This is a genomic window from Brevundimonas sp. GN22 (genome assembly GCF_054824005.1).
The window spans coordinates 23,158-40,992 of sequence record NZ_JSYD01000045.1 but is presented as its reverse complement, the minus strand read 5'-3'; the positions used below and the strand labels follow the sequence as shown (position 1 = coordinate 40,992).

At 61.2% G+C, this 17,835-nt stretch carries 17 protein-coding genes and 4 tRNA genes; 5 read left to right on the top strand and 16 right to left on the bottom strand.

What is annotated here, in order from left to right; translation table 11 throughout:
- Window positions 1-14: 14 nt before the first annotated feature.
- Window positions 15-938, top strand: coding sequence for a cobalamin biosynthesis protein CbiG (locus tag OB03_RS07240; RefSeq protein WP_461343675.1), 924 nt, complete (start codon window positions 15-17; stop codon window positions 936-938).
- A 38-nt stretch (window positions 939-976) separates the two neighbouring features.
- Here the strand turns inward: OB03_RS07240 and OB03_RS07235 are convergent, their stop codons facing one another.
- Complete coding sequence (locus OB03_RS07235) at window positions 977-1,897, bottom strand: enoyl-CoA hydratase-related protein (protein ID WP_242913116.1); 921 nt, start codon at window positions 1,895-1,897, stop codon at window positions 977-979.
- A gap of 251 nt (window positions 1,898-2,148) precedes the next feature.
- Between OB03_RS07235 and OB03_RS07230 the strand changes: the two genes are divergently transcribed.
- Complete coding sequence (locus tag OB03_RS07230; protein WP_461343674.1) at window positions 2,149-3,969, top strand: patatin-like phospholipase family protein; 1,821 nt, start codon at window positions 2,149-2,151, stop codon at window positions 3,967-3,969.
- 72 nt (window positions 3,970-4,041) lie between these two features.
- Here OB03_RS07230 and OB03_RS07225 read toward each other — a convergent pair.
- The 13 genes from OB03_RS07225 to murA all read right to left on the bottom strand — a co-directional run bounded on the left by OB03_RS07225 (window position 4,042) and on the right by murA (window position 12,249).
- Window positions 4,042-4,118 (bottom strand) — tRNA-His (locus OB03_RS07225).
- Between the two features lie 94 nt (window positions 4,119-4,212).
- Window positions 4,213-4,977, bottom strand: a complete 765-nt coding sequence (locus tag OB03_RS07220) for a M48 family metallopeptidase (RefSeq protein ID WP_242913114.1) — start codon at window positions 4,975-4,977, stop codon at window positions 4,213-4,215.
- Window positions 4,978-5,130: 153 nt separating this feature from the next.
- A complete protein-coding gene (locus OB03_RS07215; RefSeq protein ID WP_242913113.1) occupies window positions 5,131-5,859 on the bottom strand; it encodes an energy transducer TonB in 729 nt (242 codons plus the stop codon).
- Between the two features lie 17 nt (window positions 5,860-5,876).
- Complete coding sequence (locus tag OB03_RS07210; RefSeq protein WP_242913112.1) at window positions 5,877-6,305, bottom strand: ExbD/TolR family protein; 429 nt, start codon at window positions 6,303-6,305, stop codon at window positions 5,877-5,879.
- A 5-nt stretch (window positions 6,306-6,310) separates the two neighbouring features.
- Window positions 6,311-7,228 carry a MotA/TolQ/ExbB proton channel family protein gene (locus OB03_RS07205; RefSeq protein WP_242913111.1) on the bottom strand — a complete coding sequence of 306 codons (918 nt, stop codon included), beginning with the start codon at window positions 7,226-7,228 and terminating at the stop codon, window positions 6,311-6,313.
- 477 nt (window positions 7,229-7,705) lie between these two features.
- A tRNA-Phe gene (locus OB03_RS07200) sits at window positions 7,706-7,781 on the bottom strand.
- 81 nt (window positions 7,782-7,862) lie between these two features.
- Complete coding sequence (locus tag OB03_RS07195; RefSeq protein ID WP_242913110.1) at window positions 7,863-8,027, bottom strand: DNA gyrase inhibitor YacG; 165 nt, start codon at window positions 8,025-8,027, stop codon at window positions 7,863-7,865.
- Between the two features lie 4 nt (window positions 8,028-8,031).
- Window positions 8,032-9,042, bottom strand: a complete 1,011-nt coding sequence (locus OB03_RS07190; RefSeq protein ID WP_461343673.1) for an Rne/Rng family ribonuclease — start codon at window positions 9,040-9,042, stop codon at window positions 8,032-8,034.
- 5 nt (window positions 9,043-9,047) lie between these two features.
- Window positions 9,048-9,644 (bottom strand): Maf family protein, encoded by a 597-nt coding sequence (locus tag OB03_RS07185; RefSeq protein WP_242913108.1) that lies wholly within the window; start codon window positions 9,642-9,644, stop codon window positions 9,048-9,050.
- A gap of 9 nt (window positions 9,645-9,653) precedes the next feature.
- Window positions 9,654-9,872: a translation initiation factor IF-1 gene (infA, locus tag OB03_RS07180; RefSeq protein ID WP_003164348.1), complete on the bottom strand. Its 219-nt coding sequence runs from the start codon at window positions 9,870-9,872 to the stop codon at window positions 9,654-9,656.
- 106 nt (window positions 9,873-9,978) lie between these two features.
- Window positions 9,979-10,440: a UPF0262 family protein gene (locus OB03_RS07175; RefSeq protein ID WP_242913107.1), complete on the bottom strand. Its 462-nt coding sequence runs from the start codon at window positions 10,438-10,440 to the stop codon at window positions 9,979-9,981.
- Window positions 10,441-10,451: 11 nt separating this feature from the next.
- Entirely contained in the window at window positions 10,452-10,952 is a 501-nt protein-coding gene (locus OB03_RS07170; protein ID WP_242913106.1) for a DUF2948 family protein, read from the bottom strand.
- 4 nt (window positions 10,953-10,956) lie between these two features.
- Window positions 10,957-12,249, bottom strand: a complete 1,293-nt coding sequence (gene murA / locus OB03_RS07165) for a UDP-N-acetylglucosamine 1-carboxyvinyltransferase (protein ID WP_461343672.1) — start codon at window positions 12,247-12,249, stop codon at window positions 10,957-10,959.
- A 416-nt stretch (window positions 12,250-12,665) separates the two neighbouring features.
- Between murA and OB03_RS07160 the strand changes: the two genes are divergently transcribed.
- The 3 genes from OB03_RS07160 (at window position 12,666) to OB03_RS07150 (ending at window position 16,404) form a co-directional block, all read left to right on the top strand.
- Window positions 12,666-12,740 (top strand) — tRNA-Thr (locus OB03_RS07160).
- Between the two features lie 91 nt (window positions 12,741-12,831).
- A tRNA-Thr gene (locus tag OB03_RS07155) sits at window positions 12,832-12,906 on the top strand.
- A gap of 183 nt (window positions 12,907-13,089) precedes the next feature.
- On the top strand, window positions 13,090-16,404 hold the full coding sequence (locus tag OB03_RS07150) for an amidohydrolase family protein (RefSeq protein ID WP_461343671.1): 3,315 nt from the start codon (window positions 13,090-13,092) through the stop codon (window positions 16,402-16,404).
- Between the two features lie 79 nt (window positions 16,405-16,483).
- On the opposite strand, the gene OB03_RS07145 is transcribed toward OB03_RS07150, so the two are convergent.
- Together OB03_RS07145 and OB03_RS07140 are read right to left on the bottom strand one after the other, a co-directional pair.
- On the bottom strand, window positions 16,484-17,125 hold the full coding sequence (locus OB03_RS07145) for a DedA family protein (protein ID WP_461343670.1): 642 nt from the start codon (window positions 17,123-17,125) through the stop codon (window positions 16,484-16,486).
- 129 nt (window positions 17,126-17,254) lie between these two features.
- Complete coding sequence (locus OB03_RS07140; RefSeq protein ID WP_461343669.1) at window positions 17,255-17,821, bottom strand: hypothetical protein; 567 nt, start codon at window positions 17,819-17,821, stop codon at window positions 17,255-17,257.
- Window positions 17,822-17,835 lie beyond the last annotated feature (14 nt).

Here is a 17,835-nt window from a genome sequence, read left to right as displayed (position 1 = left end):
AACTGGAGCCCGACGTGGCCCGATTGTTCGACGCATACATCATCGCAAAATGGACTGCCGCCGAAGGTAAGAAACTGGGTGAGCAAACCCTGTGGATCGGCGTGGCCAAGCGCGATGTGCGTTTCCGCCTGTACACCGAGACCCACAATGTTGCCTCGCGCGCGGAAGGCGAAGCCATGCTGGAGAACCTGCTGGCCGAGCACCGCAAGCGCGGCGACCGTGTCCTGCTGGGTCTGGACTTTGATTTCGGCTTCCCGGCCGGCACAGCAGCCTTGCTGAAGCTGGAAGGTCGCCCGTGGGACGCGATGGGCAAGTTCCTGTCGACCAACATCGTCGACAAGGCCGATAACACCAACAACCGCTATCAGGTCGCCGCCAAGATGAACCGCCTGATGACGGATCAGCCGTGGCCGTTCTGGGGCGCTCCGGCCAGTCAAGCGCAGCGCTGGCTGACCACCACCAAGCCGCCCGAAGGCTCGGGCAGCGACATCCCCGAATTCCGCGCTACCGAATTGGCCGCACGCAAGTTGAAGCTGCCCCCGCACAGCGTCTGGCAGATGCACGGCGCAGGGGCCATCGGGGGTTTGACGCTGGTGGGCGTGCCGCTGCTGCGCCGCCTGCTGGACAAGCTGGGGACGTCGGCAGCTCTGTGGCCGTTCGGCACGGGCTGGCGCGAACTAGGTGAAGACGATCTGACGTCGATCAACACTCTGGTCGTCGAGGTCTGGCCTGCCCTGTTCAAAGCCACCCGTCAGGTGAGCGCCGACGGTGTCAAGGAATACAAGACCCAGTCCGAAGTCCGCGCCGCCGCCGAGGCCATCGCCACCATGGACGACGAGGGCAAGCTGCAAAAAGCCTTCGCACCTCCGGCGGGCACCTCGTCCGAAGACGTGGCCAAGGTCGAAAACGAAGAAGGCTGGATCCTGGGGATCAGCTAAAAAAAAGGGGGCCGACCGGCCCCCTTTTCTATGTCGGATTACTCCGCCCAGCTTGGCGTGCGCTTGTCGAGGAAGGCACGGACACCCTCCTGACCTTCGGCAGAGATGCGAGCCCTGGCGATACGCTTGGCCGTATCTTCCATCAGACGCCCGTCGATTTCGCGTCCGGCCACATCGTGCACCAGACGTTTGGCATCGCCCATAGCCCCCGGCGCATTAGCCATGAGCCCATCGGTGACCATCGTGATGAACTCGTCGATCTGGTCCTGACCGATGATCAGGTCGATCAGACCCGTATGCGCCGCATAATCGGCCTCAAATACATTGGCCGTCAGGAACAGTTGGCGTGCGCGACGTGCGCCAATGGCTTCGACCACATAAGGCGCGATGGTCGCGGGGATCAGACCCAGACGCACTTCCGAGAATGCGAAACGGGCACCCTCTACGGCGACGGCCATGTCACAGGCCGCTACGATGCCCGCACCGCCTCCCATGGCTGCACCTTCTACCAGCGCCACTGTCAGGGCCGGAACGTCGTGCAGGGCCTTCAGCATACGGGCCAGACCCATAGCATCGTCACGGTTCTCGCTCTCGGACCACTCGGCCGCGTCGCGCATCCAGTTCAAATCGGCACCGGCGCAGAACGTACCCCCCGCACCGCGCACGATCACCGCACGGACGTGATCCGCGCCTTGCAGGGTCTCGAATGCTTCGTGCAGGGCCGCGATGACCTCGGCGTTGAAAGCGTTCTTCTTTTCCGGACGGTTGATCGTCACAAACACCACGCCTGACGGCAGGCTGTCGATCTTCACCAGATCGCTGTTGGCATCCGGAGCCGCCTCCGCAACCAGAGGGTGCGCGATGCTGTTGATGGCTGCCGCCTCGGCATCGGTGATGTCCAGTGCGTTCAGATCCTCTTCCGAGGGCATACCGTCGCTGGGTTTATTCGGATCGGTCATGATTCACTTCCGTTAGAGCTCTTTGGCCGAGGTTAAACCGGATCGCCGCGATAAGCGCGAACGCTTTTAACGATCGTCCTCATCGACACACATTCGACGGGCGACAGGATCATGATGCTCTCACTGTCGCTCACTCCGTATCGTCAATCTCAGCAATAAAGCCGCAAACCGACTATCGAGTTGCGAACGAACAACGGTATTGTCTGCAACAGACTAAAGCAGAGCCGATGCCAACCAACACAAGAGACAATTTGGACGCCACTCTGGCGCGCATCCTGACGGAGCATCCCGACAGCAGAGCCAGTTGGTTTGCCCTGACCGAAGGGGACCGGCTGTTCTCGGCAGGTGATCCGGCAGACACCTTCTACATTCTGCAATCGGGCCGTCTGGGCGTCTTCAAGCCCCGTGAGGGGCAGGAGGCGGAGTTCATCGGCGTGGTCCAGCCGGGCACGCCCGTCGGCGAAATGTCGATGTTGGCTGACACGGCCCATACCTCGAATGTTGTCGCCCTGCGCGACAGCGAGGTGATCGCCCTGCCCCGCGCTGCCTTCTACGAGATAAGCCGCGCCCACCCCGATCTCATGGCCGAAGTCGCGCGGGTCATGATCCGTCGCACGCGCCAAAAGGGCCGCACCGACTTCCCTACGGTCTACGGTTTTGTCTCCGCCCGTGAAGCCCCGATCCGCCCGTTCGTGGATGCCATTCATGCGGCCATTCAGGCCGAGGGTTATCGCGTCACGATCATCGACCGCGATGCCAAGACACTGGCCTCCGACTGGTTCGCTCGCGTGGAAGATAGCAACGATTTCGTCCTCTATGTCGCCGAGGCCGCTGATCCGGTGTGGGCCCATCTTTGTGCCCGACAGGTCGACAGGCTCTTCATCGTGGGGGACCCGAACAATGCCCCGCCCGCTCAAGTCGGTCGACGAAACGGCGACACCGAACTGGTGCATCAACTGACCGATTTGATCCTCCTGTCGCCCGTCCCGAGCAACCAGCGCAGCCCGTCACAACCGTGGCTTTCAGCGATGACGCCCGGCCGCTGGTTCCATTGTCAGGATGGGTCCGCGCATGACGCGCACCGGATCGCACGCATCATCACGGGCTCGTCCGTGGGTCTGGTCCTGTCCGGCGGCGGCGCGCGCGCCTATGCCCATATCGGGGTCCTTCGCGTACTGAGAGCCGCAAAGATTCCGCTCGACTTTCTGGGTGGCTCCTCAATGGGAGCCGTCATTGCTGCTGGCCCCGCTCTGGGATGGACACAGGAAGAGCTGGAGACACGCATACATAACGCCTTCGTCCGCAATGACCCTCTATCCGACATAGCCATCCCGCTCGTGGCACTGACCCGCGCGCGCAAGCTGGGGAGCTTGCTGAAGGAGGCCTATGACGATCTGGCCATCGAGGACATGCCCCTACCCTTTTTTGCGGTATCTGCGAACCTGACCTCAGGGCGGATCGAGGTTCATCGTGACGGCCTCCTGCGCCATGCGCTTCGCGCGTCCGTGGCTATTCCAGGGGTGATCCCGCCCTATGTCCGCAACGGACAGGTGCTGGTGGACGGGGCCGTGCTCCGGAACTTCCCCAGCGACGTCATGCGCCGGTTCAACCATGGCCCGATGATTGGCAGTGACGTCTCGCAAACACGCGGCGTCAATGCCGAGCAGTTGGAGACCCCTCCGTCGTGGTGGCGATGGATCATGTCCGGCGCATGGAAACAGGGCCCACCCATCGTATCGATCCTGATGCGCGCCGCGACCTTAAGTACCAGCGCCGAACTGACCGAAGCACGCGCCGAAACCGATGTGCTGATTCTGCCCAAGCCCGAGGGCGTCGATATCCGTGAATGGAAGGCGTTCGAGCCCGGCATTGCCGCCGGCGAGGCGGCCGCCGCCGAAGCCCTTTCGCAGATCGACAAGCCCGTCGAGGCGTTGAGACGTCCCGCGCCTAAGCAGCATGAAACGCTTCCCGCTGCCACGGTCGAGGTTCCCGCCCCCTCTCCGGTGCGTGCCGTGCTGGCTCGACTGCTGCCCCAGCGCAAGCCGCCAAAGGCCACGGAAACCAAGGCCTAAACGCAAAAAGGTCGGACACGGCTTTCGCCAGTCCGACCTCTTTATTCGCGTCACCGCCCGAAAGCGGTGGAATGGTACAGCCTCTCAGGATTGAACTGAGGACCTCCGGCTCCACAAACCGGCGCTCTAACCAGCTGAGCTAAGGCTGCACATCGCTGCGAGGCGCTCTCTCTACCTAGCCTCAGCGTTTGATTCAAGAGCACTTTTCATCAAACGCGATGTATTTTTCCGTTCTTTGGAAAATCAGTAGCCCCGCTGGGCGATATAAGCCTCAAGCGCGGCAATACGGGTTTGGTCCGACGGGTGGGTCGAAGCGAACTCCGGCGTACCTGCGCGATTCTGCGCGCTAGCCATAGCTCGCCACAGCACGAGAGATTCGCTCGCGCGGTATCCTGCACGCACCATGTAATCCACGCCCAGACGGTCGGCTTCGAGTTCGTGCTTACGCGAGAACGGCAGCAGGACGCCCAACTGGGCCCCGATGCCGCCGAATGCACCAACGGCTTGACCATAGTCTCCTGCCGCACTCTGGATGCCTCCAAGTGCAAGCTGGGTAAGGCTGCTGGTGCTGGTGCGTTCTGCCGCGTGTCGGCCGACCACGTGGGCAATCTCGTGCCCGATCACCGTGGCCAGCTGGTCGTCGTTGGTCGTCAGACGCAGCAGGCCCGTCGTGACGCCCATATGACCCGACGGCAGCACGAAGGCATTGGGCGTCGCATCATCAAAGACGGCGTAAACCCATTGGCGATTCTGTAGCCCTGCGGCCTGTACGAGTCGCGTTCCCACCGAGGTCACACGCGCGTTCATGGCGCGGTCGTTCGATATCTTTTGCGTTTGCAGGGTCTGGTTCCAGGCCGACTGGGATGCCTGGATCAGAGCACTGTCGTCCATGATCACCAGTTGGTTGCGGCCCAGCGTCTCGTTGTACGCACATCCCGCCATCACGCTGCTGCCAAGCAGCACGGCCATTCCCAGACGGATCGAAGTCGAAATCGTGCGCAATGTCATGTCCTCATATTCAACGGCCATTGCCGCGTTAATCCGCTTGTACGTCGCCAACGCGCAGAGCCGCAATCCGGCTCCCGTTCGATAGTTTCAGGCAAAGAAAAAGCGCCCCGGTCGAAACCGGAGCGCCTTAACTTTGGTCACCACAAAGGCTGATTAATCAGCCAGCGGGAAGACGATACGCACTACGAACTTGGCGTCCTGAGCAGCACCGTCAACCGTACGCGGCGAAAGCTGACCACGTTGGATAACGCGAACCGCGGCTTGGCCGAAGCCCATGCCCGACGGCTCTTCGCTAACAACGCGGCAACCGCTCGGCGACCCCGATTGGGTCACCGTGCACTCCACCGTAGCCGAGCCACTGACACCACGGTCAAGGGCGCGTTGCGGGAAGTCGCGCTCAGTGACGCGCGGTTGGCGCGACCACTGCGGGTTGGTGATAACCGACGGCTTCGGCGGCGGCGGCGGAGCCGGCGGCGCTGGAGGCGGCGGAGGACCTTGGACCACTACCGGAGGACCCTCGTAATCGCGACGGTCTTCCTTCTTGGTCGGCTCGATGTTGACCGTCACTGGCGGAGCCAGATCAGTCACTACCGGTTCGCGCACCTGAAGCTTCGGCGGCGGAGGAGTATCCGTCGGCGGAGGCGGAGGCGGCGGCGGCGGCGGAGGCGGCGGCGGCGGAGCGTCCATCAGCTCCACATCCACTGCTTCGTCGACGTAGTCGAACGGCTGAACTTCGAACTTCGTCTTGTACAGGTACAGACCTGCCAAGGCGTGGACGATTACAGACGCGCTGATACCGACGATGGCACCGGCAGAAAGCTTTTTCTTCTTCCGGGGCGCATCGATAAGGGGGTTTCTTGGCTGATGAGGTTCAGCGGACATGCTTATCCTTAGCCCCCTTACTGTTCGTTGCCGACGAGCGCGACACTGTAGAAACCGTTGTCCTGCAAGGCGTTCATGACCTGCATGAAGTTGCCATAACGGGTTTTCTGGTCACCACGGATGAAGATCCGCTCTTCGTCAGGAGAACGCGTACCGATTTGGGACTTCAGGTCTTCACCCAGAGTCTCAACCGACGTTCTGAAGTCGCCGACGTAAACATCACCATCGTCTTGGATGGAGATGAAGATCGGCTTCGGCGGATTCGGGGCCGGCGGAGCGACGGCACGAGGGAGTTCTACCGGCACCGACACGGTGGCGAGCGGAGCCGCCACCATGAAGATGATGAGTAGAACCAGCATAATATCAACGAAGGGCGTGATATTAATTTCGCTGTTCGCCTCGACGGTATACTTGCCGCCGCCGGAACCGGAAAGTTTGGCGGCCATCCGTCTTATGCTCCCTTGTCGAGCTGACGCGAGATGGTGTTCAGCAGTTCAGCTTGGAAGCCGTCAGCCTGAGTGCCGTAAGCTGCAATCTTCGTCGAGAAGTAGTTGTAGAAGATAACAGCCGGGATAGCTGCGAACAGACCGATACCAGTAGCCAGCAGTGCTTCAGCGATACCCGGAGCAACAACGGCCAGGTTGGTGGTGTTCGATTCGGCGATACCGATGAACGAGTTCATGATGCCGTAAACGGTACCGAACAGACCGATGAACGGACCCGAGGAACCGACCGAAGCCAGGAACTGTTGGCCACCCGACAGACGACCACCGATGGTCGACTGAACTGCAGCAACTGCAGTTTCAACGCGGTGGACGGTCGAACCGCGGTTTGCACCGGCAACGTCCAGACCAGCTTGACGCGAGACTTCGATTTCCGAAGTTGCGGCAGCAGCCATGTCAGCCAGCGGGTTGCCTTCGAACTCTTCCGAGGTCGAAACGCGACGGATGTCGGCCAGGGTGCGAGCACCGCGGAACGCATCCAGGAAGTTTGCGGTGGCCTTCTTCAGCGAACCAAACTCAACCAGTTTGATCAGCAGCAGAGTCCAGGAGAAGATCGAGGCGAGCAGCAGACCAGCCATAACGATCTTAACGACCGGGTGGGCGATCATGAACATGCCGATCGGGGTCAGCTTGCCGTGGCCGCCACCGGTAGCTTCTTTAACCGAAGCCGGATCTTCTTGAGTTTCAGCAGCGTCAGCTGCCGGGGCTTCAGTCGAAGCCGGGGTTGCGGCGGCATCAGCGGCCGGTGCGGCTGCGGCGGCCGGAGCTGCCGGAGCGGCGTCCTGCGCCAGAGCCGGCGAACCTGCCATAAGGACGGCAGCGCCGGCCATGGCCAGGAGGATATTCGTCTTCTTGCTATCGAGCATGTTTCGCCAGTTCCTGCTTTGGTCTGACTCGTGGAACCCAAGAGACGCCCGCGTCAGTCGAACGCCTCTCAAATGAAATCTTAACCACCGCCGGATTTCTCCCCCGCCGGTTGGCGCCGAACCCCATACTCGCACCATAACGGCACCGAGGCGAGGACTGCAGTAAGGACAATAGCCCTCCACCTCAGCCCTGCAAGTAAGGAATGCGGTTAAAGTCCCTTTGACGAACCCCTAACGGAGCGTCAAGGCCGGAAAATAGCTTTTACCTGATTGTTGAGAGCCCGATATCGGCTAACGCAAGGAATTTGCGGGATATGCCCGTTTCGCGCATATCGTTGTGCAAGTAACAGCTCCGCTGGCGCGAAACGTCCCTAGCTGAAATATGACTATTTCGTGGCCTGCGACAATGGCAGCAGGCATCCGAAACGGCAAACCGTGGTCGGATTGAGCATTGTTTACGTATGTAGGGAAAGGAGATGGTGCCTGGAGGCGGGTTCGAACCACCGACACGCGGATTTTCAATCCGCTGCTCTACCAGCTGAGCTATCCAGGCATCTCGTCTTCGCTGCGGTCATCTGCGCCGCGGCGAGGTGGTCTCTATAGGGGGAGTGTTTCGGGCTGTCTAGAGGCTAATTCACTCAATTCCGCGATCTTTTTCATCAATCTCTTCTTCAGGTCCCGGAATGGCGTAGCCGCCGGTAAACCAGCGATTGAGGTCAATATCCGCGCAGTGGCGCGAGCAGAAAGGCTTGTATTTCTCGACGGTCTCGTGACGCTTGCAGATCGGGCACAGGGCCATGGTTCTATCCCTCTCTAATAATGTACTGGCCGGGCTTACCGTCGGCGCAAAGTCGCGCTCTCGGCCCCAGCGATCGGACAGCAGGAGCAAGAACAGCGGCCTCCCCTGCCCCGCACACCAACTCGTACACGGGCGACGCCGTATCGGTCAGCAGCGCCCGCCGAAGCTCGCGCACGGCATTGAAACCCGCCGTTGCGGGATGAGCCAGACGCTCATCGATCGGCTGGTACCGCCACGGAAGCGAGAACTGCAACAGACCAAAGCGACTTAATGGGCCAAATGACACGCTCTCGAACGTGGAAAAGGCGGACTTGGCAGTCGTCAGTATCGAATCGTCGACGAATCCCACTCCGGCAAGATCTACCACCACCGTACCCGCCCAGTGCCTGAGCCGGAGAAGACGCGCGACCTCGAAAAGCCCGTGTTTGTTGACTGCGTCCCTACCCTTACGACTGTCCTTGCCGGGCAACGGAGCGTAGTCGATATCCGCGGCAATTAAGGCGCGTGTCCGTTGTACGGATAAATCCAGCCCATATTCCGGGCGCAGGACTTGGGCCGCACTAGCCTCTTCCTCGGCGTGAATCGCCATTTCGATGGCTTCAAGTCCCATCCGGACAGGATTGGAGCCAGCGAGTGATTCCAAAATCTCGCGCACGCGTGGTGCAGGTTTTACCAGACGAGGCTCGCCATCGGCGTTGCCGAGACGTTTAAGCGCCGGCCCCTTGGCTTCGCGGGGTTCTGCTGTGACCTCGACAAGAACTTTCTCGCCTTCGGAAAAGCGCTGGTTCTTTCCCAGACCCATGAAGCCGTAGGGTTCACCACATCCCATATCCACGAAGGCTGCGCGCAGCCCCGGTTCGATTCTGGTGATGCGACCCACGCTCTGCGCTCCCAAGCGGTGCTGGGGCGTATCACTGTCGTGCTCTATATATAGAGAGTGGATTCGGTCATCCGAGACGACGATGCCGCGCGTTTCGCCCGGCATCTCGTCCAGATAATATTGAAAGTCGGCCACCGACTTTACGCCGCCGGACGCCAGCCAGCACCGTATAGAAGATTGCTGGCCTCATAGAGCGGCAGGCCCATCACAGCCGGATGGCTGCCCACGATGCGCTGGATAAAGGCCGCTGCACGACCCTGAATGCCATAGCCGCCTGCCTTGCCGCGCCATTCGCCAGAGGCGACGTAAGCGTCGATTTCTGAATCAGACAGGGTTTTGAAGGTGACGCGAGTGTCAACGACACGCCACGACGTGCGACCGTTGGAAACCACAGCAATGCCGGTGAAAACACGGTGATTGCGACCCGACAGCAGCTTCAGGAATCGACGGGCCTCATTTTCGTCAGCCGGTTTTTCCAGCAGACGACGCCCCACAGCGACAACCGTATCCGCCGCCAGCACTACGCCATCGGGATGACGCTCTGCCACAACGGCCGCTTTGGACGTTGCAAGACGCTGCGCCAACCGCGCAGGCAGTTCAGCCTTGAGCGGGGTTTCGTCGATATCTGCGGGATCGATTTGATCGGGAACGATTCCGATCTGCGCCAGGAGTTCCACCCGGCGCGGGCTGGAAGAGGCTAATACCAACTTCCCAGCCGTGACGTCAGGACGCGACAAGGCGCGTCCTTACTTGAAGCGATAGGTGATACGGCCCTTGGTCAGGTCGTACGGAGTCATTTCGACCAGAACCTTATCGCCTGCCAGCACGCGGATGCGGTTCTTACGCATCTTGCCTGCAGTGTGGGCAATGATTTCGTGATCGTTTTCCAGCGTTACGCGGAAAGTAGCGTTGGGCAGCAATTCGCTGACCACGCCGGGGAACTCAAGTAGTTCTTCCTTAGCCATGCGGCCTCTCTCGCCCGTTGAAACAGCAATGAGCTCGCGCCGGGCGTTGACGCGAGCCGTTGATCAGAGCGCGCTCTAATGCACTAAAACGGTGGATTAGTCGAGTTCAGCCGCGTCGATATAGGGCGCAAACCAAAGTGAACAAGCGACGCGAGGTTTCCTTGTCCATCTCGACCTTGCCCTCAAGGCGGGTCTGAAGCAGCTCTGCGCCTTCGTTATGCAGTCCGCGGCGGCCCATATCGACCGACTCGATCTGGCTGGGCGAAGAGCCTTTCAGCGCCTCGTAATAGCTTTCGCAAATCAAGCCGTAATCGCGGATCACAGTCTTGAGCGGCGTCAGCGACAGGGCGTGGACGTGGTTGTAGTCCGGTCCGCTAATGTCAAAAACCAAGCGGTTGTCCTGCGACGAGAGCTTGAGCACATAGGGTCCGCTCGCACCGCCCTCGGGTTTGAAGACGTTGGATTCGACAAGATCGAAGATCGCCACACGACGCTCGTGTTCGATTTCGGCTGTCGCGGCAGGCAGGCTGCCGCTGTCGATCTCGATCTTGGTCAGATCCGCATTCATGTCATTAAAGCCTAGGCTTCCAGAGGGGTGTTGTCGTCGGCCGGATGCGCCGGTGCTGCCGCAGTCGGCCAGCGATCTGAAAGATCGGTCAGGACTGCGTCAAGGCATTCCACATCGATACGAAGATCACCGCCCCCGGCAAACATCATGATCACGCGACCGGAAGGCGCTTCGGTCGGCATGAAATCGATGGCCAGCAACTCCAGCGGGCTCTCTGGTGCGCGAGGCAAACGGCGGCTCTTGACCGACTGGACGTCGCCGAACTGCATTGCCGAGGCGACACGCGTACCACCGCACTCCCAGCAGAACCGCGACAGAACCAGCGTCAGACGCCGTGCCTTGCGCTCCCACCGGATATCGACCGGCCGCATGACCGCATCCTGAAGCGCGGCCGAAATGATCTGCAGATCGTCAGCGTCCTCGGCCAGCAGACGCAACGGCGCAAGGTCGGTCTTGGCCGAGCCGTCACTGTGGTTGTGCTCTTCGCGGACGCTGTCGATCGGGTCAGTCATCGATTCAGTGCTCTTGGCCGTCGCCTTTGACGCGCCGGACGTCTGCACCGCAGGCCCCCAGCTTTTCTTCCATCCGTTCGAAGCCGCGATCCAGGTGATAGACGCGGCCTACCGTGGTTTCACCCTCGGCGACCAGACCAGCAATCACCAGCGACATCGATGCCCGCAGGTCCGTTGCCATCACCGGAGCGCCGCGCAGCTGTTCGACACCCCGCACGCGGGCTTCGCCTGCGGATACGGTAATATCGGCTCCGAGGCGCATCAGTTCCGGTGCGTGCATGAAGCGATTTTCGAAAATCGTTTCGTGAATGACGCTCTCGCCCTCTGCGAGGGTCATCAGGGTCATGAACTGGGCCTGCAGATCAGTCGCGAAGCCCGGATAGATTTCGGTCGTGGCATTGACCGCTTTGAGACGCTGGGTGGGGTCACGACGAACGATGACATCGCCGTTCGCAGCTTCCTCGATCTCCACACCAGATTGGCGCATCAGATCGGTCAGGGCCACGATCAGGTCGGCACGCCCCTTGGTCAGTCGAACTTCGCCTCCAGCCATGGCAGCAGCCACAGCATAGGAGCCCATTTCGATACGGTCCGGAATCACCGACCAGTCAGTGCCATGCAGAGACGTCACGCCCGTGATGACCAGTTGGTCCGTATCCAGACCTTCGATCTTGGCACCCATCGAGATCAGGCAGCGGGCCAGATCACCGATTTCAGGCTCTTTGGCTACACGCTTCAGAACCGTAGTGCCGTTGGCCATCGCGGCCGCCAGCAAGGCATGCTCGGTCGCGCCGACAGAGACGAACGGAAACTCGATCTCGGCACCTTGCAAGCCCTTGGGGGCCGAGGCGGTGACATAGCCCTCTTCCAGCTCGATCTGAGCGCCCATGGCTTCCAGAGCCATCAGGTGCAGATCGACCGGACGCGCGCCAATGGTGCAACCACCCGGCAGCGAAACCTTCGCCTCGCCAGTACGCGCCAGCAGCGGGCCCAGCACATTGAACGAAGCGCGCATCTGGCGAACCAGATCATAGGGCGCAAACGTCGAGGTCAGTTCACGCGCGTCAAACAGGGTTTGCTGACCATCGGCACCATCACTCTCGGTGACGGTGATACCGAACTCGCGCAGCAACGCGCCCAGAAAACGGGTGTCCGCAAGGCGCGGCATATTGGTCAGGCGCAGAGGCTCCGACGTCAGGATCGAAGCGGCCATCAGTTTGATGGCGGAGTTCTTGGCGCCACTTACGGGAATCGAGCCGTTCAGGCGATTGCCGCCGTGGATGACAATGCTGTCCATGGAAACCTTCAGGACCGGTACCACTGTGGTCCGGTGTATCGGCTATCTAGCAAGGCCTTTGCCCCCGTTGAAAGGGCTTGTTTCACACCTTTGTGCGCTAGGCGCTCACCTCTAGTTACGATCCTTTGGCTCCGGACGCGCCGCAGCCCCCGGCATCTTGCGCCGACGCAGGTTCGTTCTCAGCGCAGCCGCAAGTCGCTGCGCCCTTTCTGCCTTGGGGTCCAAGGGCTTGGCGACCGGAGCCTTCGCGTCCGGCAAGGGCGGTTCCGTAGCAGGGGCCGCAGAGGAACCGTTGTTATCGCGATCCGAGATATCCATTCAGACAACAGACATCGTGCAAAGATTTTGATCAACATGCATTTTTTCACTTGCGCCCCCCGAGAGTCGTTGGCTAAAAGCCGCCTCCTCAGCGAGACGCCGTCGTAGCTCAGTGGTAGAGCGCATCCTTGGTAAGGCTGAGGTCGGCAGTTCAATCCTGCCCGACGGCACCATTCGCCTCTCTGTTTAAACGCAGATTGGCAGACCAGTTTGGTGTAGTGTCTCGTTGTTAAATAGGTACGGGCGGTTATCCGCTCCGTCGTCGCCGTCGTAGCTCAGTGGTAGAGCGCATCCTTGGTAAGGCTGAGGTCGGCAGTTCAATCCTGCCCGACGGCACCATCCTCTCCCCGCTTCTGTTTTCAATAACAGAAGCGGGAGAGCGGGATCTTCCCCTACATTCCGGACTTTGCGCTCGCTGCCGTTAAGGTTGCGCCTTTTTCACGCTCTGGCCGCTGGTCAAACCCCTGCCAACCTCGCTAGCCTTCACCAGAGGGTTTTACAGTTACGAGGGGGCTTCCACAGATGAAGCGCGTTTGGCTCACCACCGTGGCGGCACTGGCCGTCAGCATGCCCGCGTGGGCGCAGGAGGCAGCACCGGCAGAGACGCCTGCAGCCGCCACCGCCGAGAAGCCGGCCAAATGGGATGTTCAAACCCCGCCTGGCCCCGCTCGCGCCGTCAATATCGACGTCACCTCCGGCACGTGGATGTCGCTGGACGTCAGCCCTGACGGGCAGGAAATCGTTTTCGACCTGCTGGGCGACATCTATGTGATGCCCATCGGCGGTGGCGAGGCGAAGCCGATTCTGTCGGGCGTCGCATGGGAAATGCAGCCCAAATATTCGCCGGATGGCCGCTATATCGCCTTCACGTCCGACCGTGGCGGTGGCGATAACATCTGGATCGTGAATCGCGACGGCTCGAATCCGCGTCAGGTCACCGACGAATCGTTCCGTCTGGTCACCCAGCCGGAATGGACGCCGGACAGCCAGTACATCGTCGGCCGCAAGCACTTTACCTCGGGCCGCTCGCTGGGCGCGGGCGAGATGTGGATATGGCACCGCGCAGGTGGCAGCGGCGTCCAACTGACCGAGCGCCGCACGCAAGAGAAAGACACGGGCGAACCCGCGTTCTCGCCGGATGGCCGCTATCTCTATTACAGCGATGATTCCACGCCGGGTGGCACTTTCGAATATTCCAAGGACCCGAACGGCCAGATTTATGTGATCCGCCGTCTGGACCGCGAAACGGGCGAGATCAGCCCATTCGTCACCGGTCCGGGTGGTTCGATCCGCCCTACCCCTTCGCCGGATGGCAAGACCTTGGCCTTCGTGCGCCGTGATCGTTACCAGTCGGTGCTCTACCTCAAGGATTTAGCTTCGGGTCGCGAAACGCCGCTGTACAACGCGCTCGACCGCGACATGCAGGAAACGTGGGCGATCCACGGCGTTTATCCGACCTTCAGCTGGACGCCGGACAACAAGCACCTGATCGTCTGGGCCGGCGGCAAGATTCAGCGCATCGATGCCAAATCGGGTGCGGCCACCGAAATCCCGTTCCGCGTTCGCGACACCCGTCAGGTTCAGGACGCCGTTCGCTTCAACGTCGAGGTCGCCCCTGACCAGTTCGACGTGAAGATGGTGCGCTTTGCCGAAACCTCGCCGGACGGCAGCAAGGTCGTGTTCGAGGCTCTCGGCCACCTGTACGTCCGTGACATCCGCGCCGACGGTTCCACCAGCCAGCCGCGTCGCCTGACCCGCCAGACCGATCACTTCGAGCTCTATCCGTCGTGGTCGCGCGATGGCCGCTCGATCACCTACACTACGTGGGATGACCAGAAGCTGGGTTCGGTGCGCGTGGTGCCCGCCAGCGGCGGCGAAGGCCGCACCCTGACCCAAAACCCCGGCCACTATTTCGAACCGACCTTCAGCCCCGACGGTCAGACGGTCGTCTATCGCGCTGGTACGGGTGGTTATCTGACCTCGCCGCTGTGGAGCATGAACCCCGGCGTCTACAGCGTGCCTGCACGCGGCGGCGAATCGAGCCTGATCACCGAAAGCGGTGCCGATCCGCAGTTCGGTGCCAGCAGCGACCGCCTGTTCCTGCGCGGTCGCAAGGACGGCAAGAACGCCCTCTATTCGGTCAAGCTGGATGGCACCGACGAACGCACGCACCTGCTGTCGGAATACGGCACTGATTTCACTGTGGCCCCCAACGGCCAATGGGTCGCTTGGACCGAGCGCTTCCACGCCTATGTCGCGCCGTTCACCGCAACGGGCCGCCCCGTCACCCTGTCGGAAAGCGGCAAGGCCATTCCGCAAACCCGCATGACCCGCGATGCAGGTCAGTGGCTGCACTGGTCCGCTGATTCTTCGGCCCTGCGCTGGTCGAACGGTCCGGAACTGTTCAGCCGCAAGCTGACGGACAGCTTCACCTTCGTCGATGGTGCCGCCGAAACCGTTGCAGCCACAGCGGAGCACGGCATCCCGCTGGGCTTCAAGGTGGACTATGCCCAGCCGTCGGGCCTGAAGGTCCTCAGCGGCGCGCGCATCATCACGGCCAAGGGTGACGAAGTCATCGACGACGGCGTCATCGTCATCGAAGGCAACCGCATCAAGGCCATCGGTGCACGCGGCTCGGTCGCCGCTCCTGCGGGCGCTCAGGTCGTGGACATGGCTGGCAAGACCATCATGCCGGGCATTGTCGATACCCACTGGCACGGTTCGATGGGCTCGGATGACATCATCCCGCAACAAAGCTGGATCAACTACGCCTCGCTGGCCTTCGGCGTGACCACCGTTCACGACCCGTCGAACAGCAACTCGGAAATCTTCGCCGCCAGCGAGTTGGCAAAGGCCGGTCTGGTCACCGCCCCGCGCATCTTCTCGACGGGCCGTATCCTGTACGGTGCCAACACCGGCTTCACCGCCACGGTGAACAATCTGGAAGACGCCAAGACGGCTCTGCGCCGCCTGCAAGCTGTCGGTGCCTTCTCGGTCAAGAGCTACAACCAGCCCCGCCGCGAACAGCGCCAGCAGATCATCGAAGCCGCGCGCGAACTGGGCATGATGGTCGTGCCGGAAGGTGGCAGCCTGTATCAGCACAACATGTCGATGATCGCGGACGGTCACACCACGATCGAGCATTCGATCCCCGTCGCCAAAATGTATGACGACGTGATCCAGTTCTGGTCGCAGTCCTCGACTGCCTACAACCCGACGCTCGTCGTGGCCTATGGCGGCGCGTGGGGCGAGAAGCACTTCTACGACACGACCCAAGTGTGGGCTGATCCTATCCTCAGCCAGTATGTGCCGCGCCGCATGCTGGACGCAGTGTCGCGTCGCCCGACCCGTATTCCGGAAGACGAACTGAACCACATCAGCGTCGCCCACGAGGCCACTCGCCTCAGCGAGAACGGCGTCACCGTCCAGATCGGTGCCCACGGCCAGCGTGAAGGCCTCGGCTCGCACTGGGAAATGTGGATGCTGAACCAGGGCGGCATGGCCCCGATCAAGGCCATTCAGGCGGCCACCATCAATGGTGCGCGCGCTTTGGGTCTGGATCGTGATGTCGGCTCTCTAGAGGCAGGCAAGCTGGCCGATCTGATCGTGCTGAATGCCAACCCGCTGGAGAACATCCGCAACACCCACGAGATCGACGCGACCATGGTCAATGGACGACTGTTCGATAACCGCATGAACGAAGTGGGCGGCCCAGCTCGCAAGCCGTTCTGGTTCGAGGGTGATGCCTCCACCAACCCCGCGTTCTCGGCCACGGTCACAGAAGCGGCGCTAGAGACCTACACCGAGACCACCGGCCACGGTCACACCCACAACTAAGGCCAGACCAAGCCAGCAAAACAAAAGCCCCGATCCAACCGGATCGGGGCTTTTTCTGTTCCTCGTCGCCGGCAGTGGCTCAGTCGCCGGTAACGGCACCGCGCAGCATCCGGTTCTTCTTGGCGGCCCGCGCCTTCATTAGGCGCTGCACGCCCAGCACACCCGCCACCAGAACCAGAGCGACGGCAATGACCACCGTCTTGCCGTGGCCCTCGGCCAGATGGTGCAGTCCCTTGCCGACCAACCAACCGGGGATGACCATGGCCAGTACCCAGACGATTGCAGAGGTGACATTGGCGATCTGGAAGGTGCGGCGGCGCATCCGCAGCACACCCACCATGGTCGGCACAAACGCGCGCAGCGGACCAAAGAAGCGGCCGATAAAGATCGAAGCCACACCATAGCGAGCGCAGTACAAGCGGGTCCAAGCGACCTTGCGGCGGTGCGGACGCAGCCATTTGTGGCGCAAAACGCCGCTGCCCATCCGGCGGCCAATCGCGAACGAGACAGCATCACCCAGTGACGCCCCGATTACGCAGCCCAGAATAACGTTCCAAGGATCGAGTATGCCTGCCGCGATCATGGTGCCAGCGATAACCAGTAGTCCGGTCGCCGGAATGAACGCACCGATCACCACCAGAGATTCAACGAAGGTCACCAGCCCCAGAATCAATCCGGCCCACATCGCGTTGCGCGAGATGAACTCGGCAACGGAACTCAACAAACTGTCCATATTGATCCTAAAGGGGTCGAGACGCCGGACATAATGACGAAACTCGAAACGACAAATGCGGCTTAGCGCCGCCATCGCATTTCGTCACATGTCAATTAGTCTCGAATACGCAACTGCTCAGTCTTCGGTCGATATCCGGTCCCGACGCGGAATCAGCGTGCCATTGTCAACCGGGCTAAGACTGCGCCCCGAGGGCGTAACCCACTGCCCGCGTCCCAGCCCCATGGACGTCCATTCACCGTACGGATCACGCGGATCCCAGAACAGACCATCGCGACCCACCGGTCGGTAATAGGGCGCATTCTTGGTCTGGCTGAAGCCGAGGCTCAGGGAGCCTCGCTCGCCCAAGGGCATATCCACACGGGCCGAAACGTCGCTGTAGTCGTGACTGCCGATGCCCAAGCTGACTTCGCCCGTCATCTTACGGGGCTGCTCTTCGCGCCAGACAGGGGCCTCGGCCGTCGCGGGACGATTCGAGAGCCAGTTGTCGATTTGCTCGGCAGTGGAAAGGTTCTGCGTCACCGACGATACCGTCGACGAGGGCGTAGCCACCTCCGGTTTGGCGTCGGTTTCGATAATAGCACCACGGTCCGGACGCGCCGTTGCTACGACACCATCGGGGTCATTCGCCAGATCGGCTGCGCCAAAGCTCAGAGCCACAGCGATGGGAAGCAGAATGGACACGTCACTCACCTCTC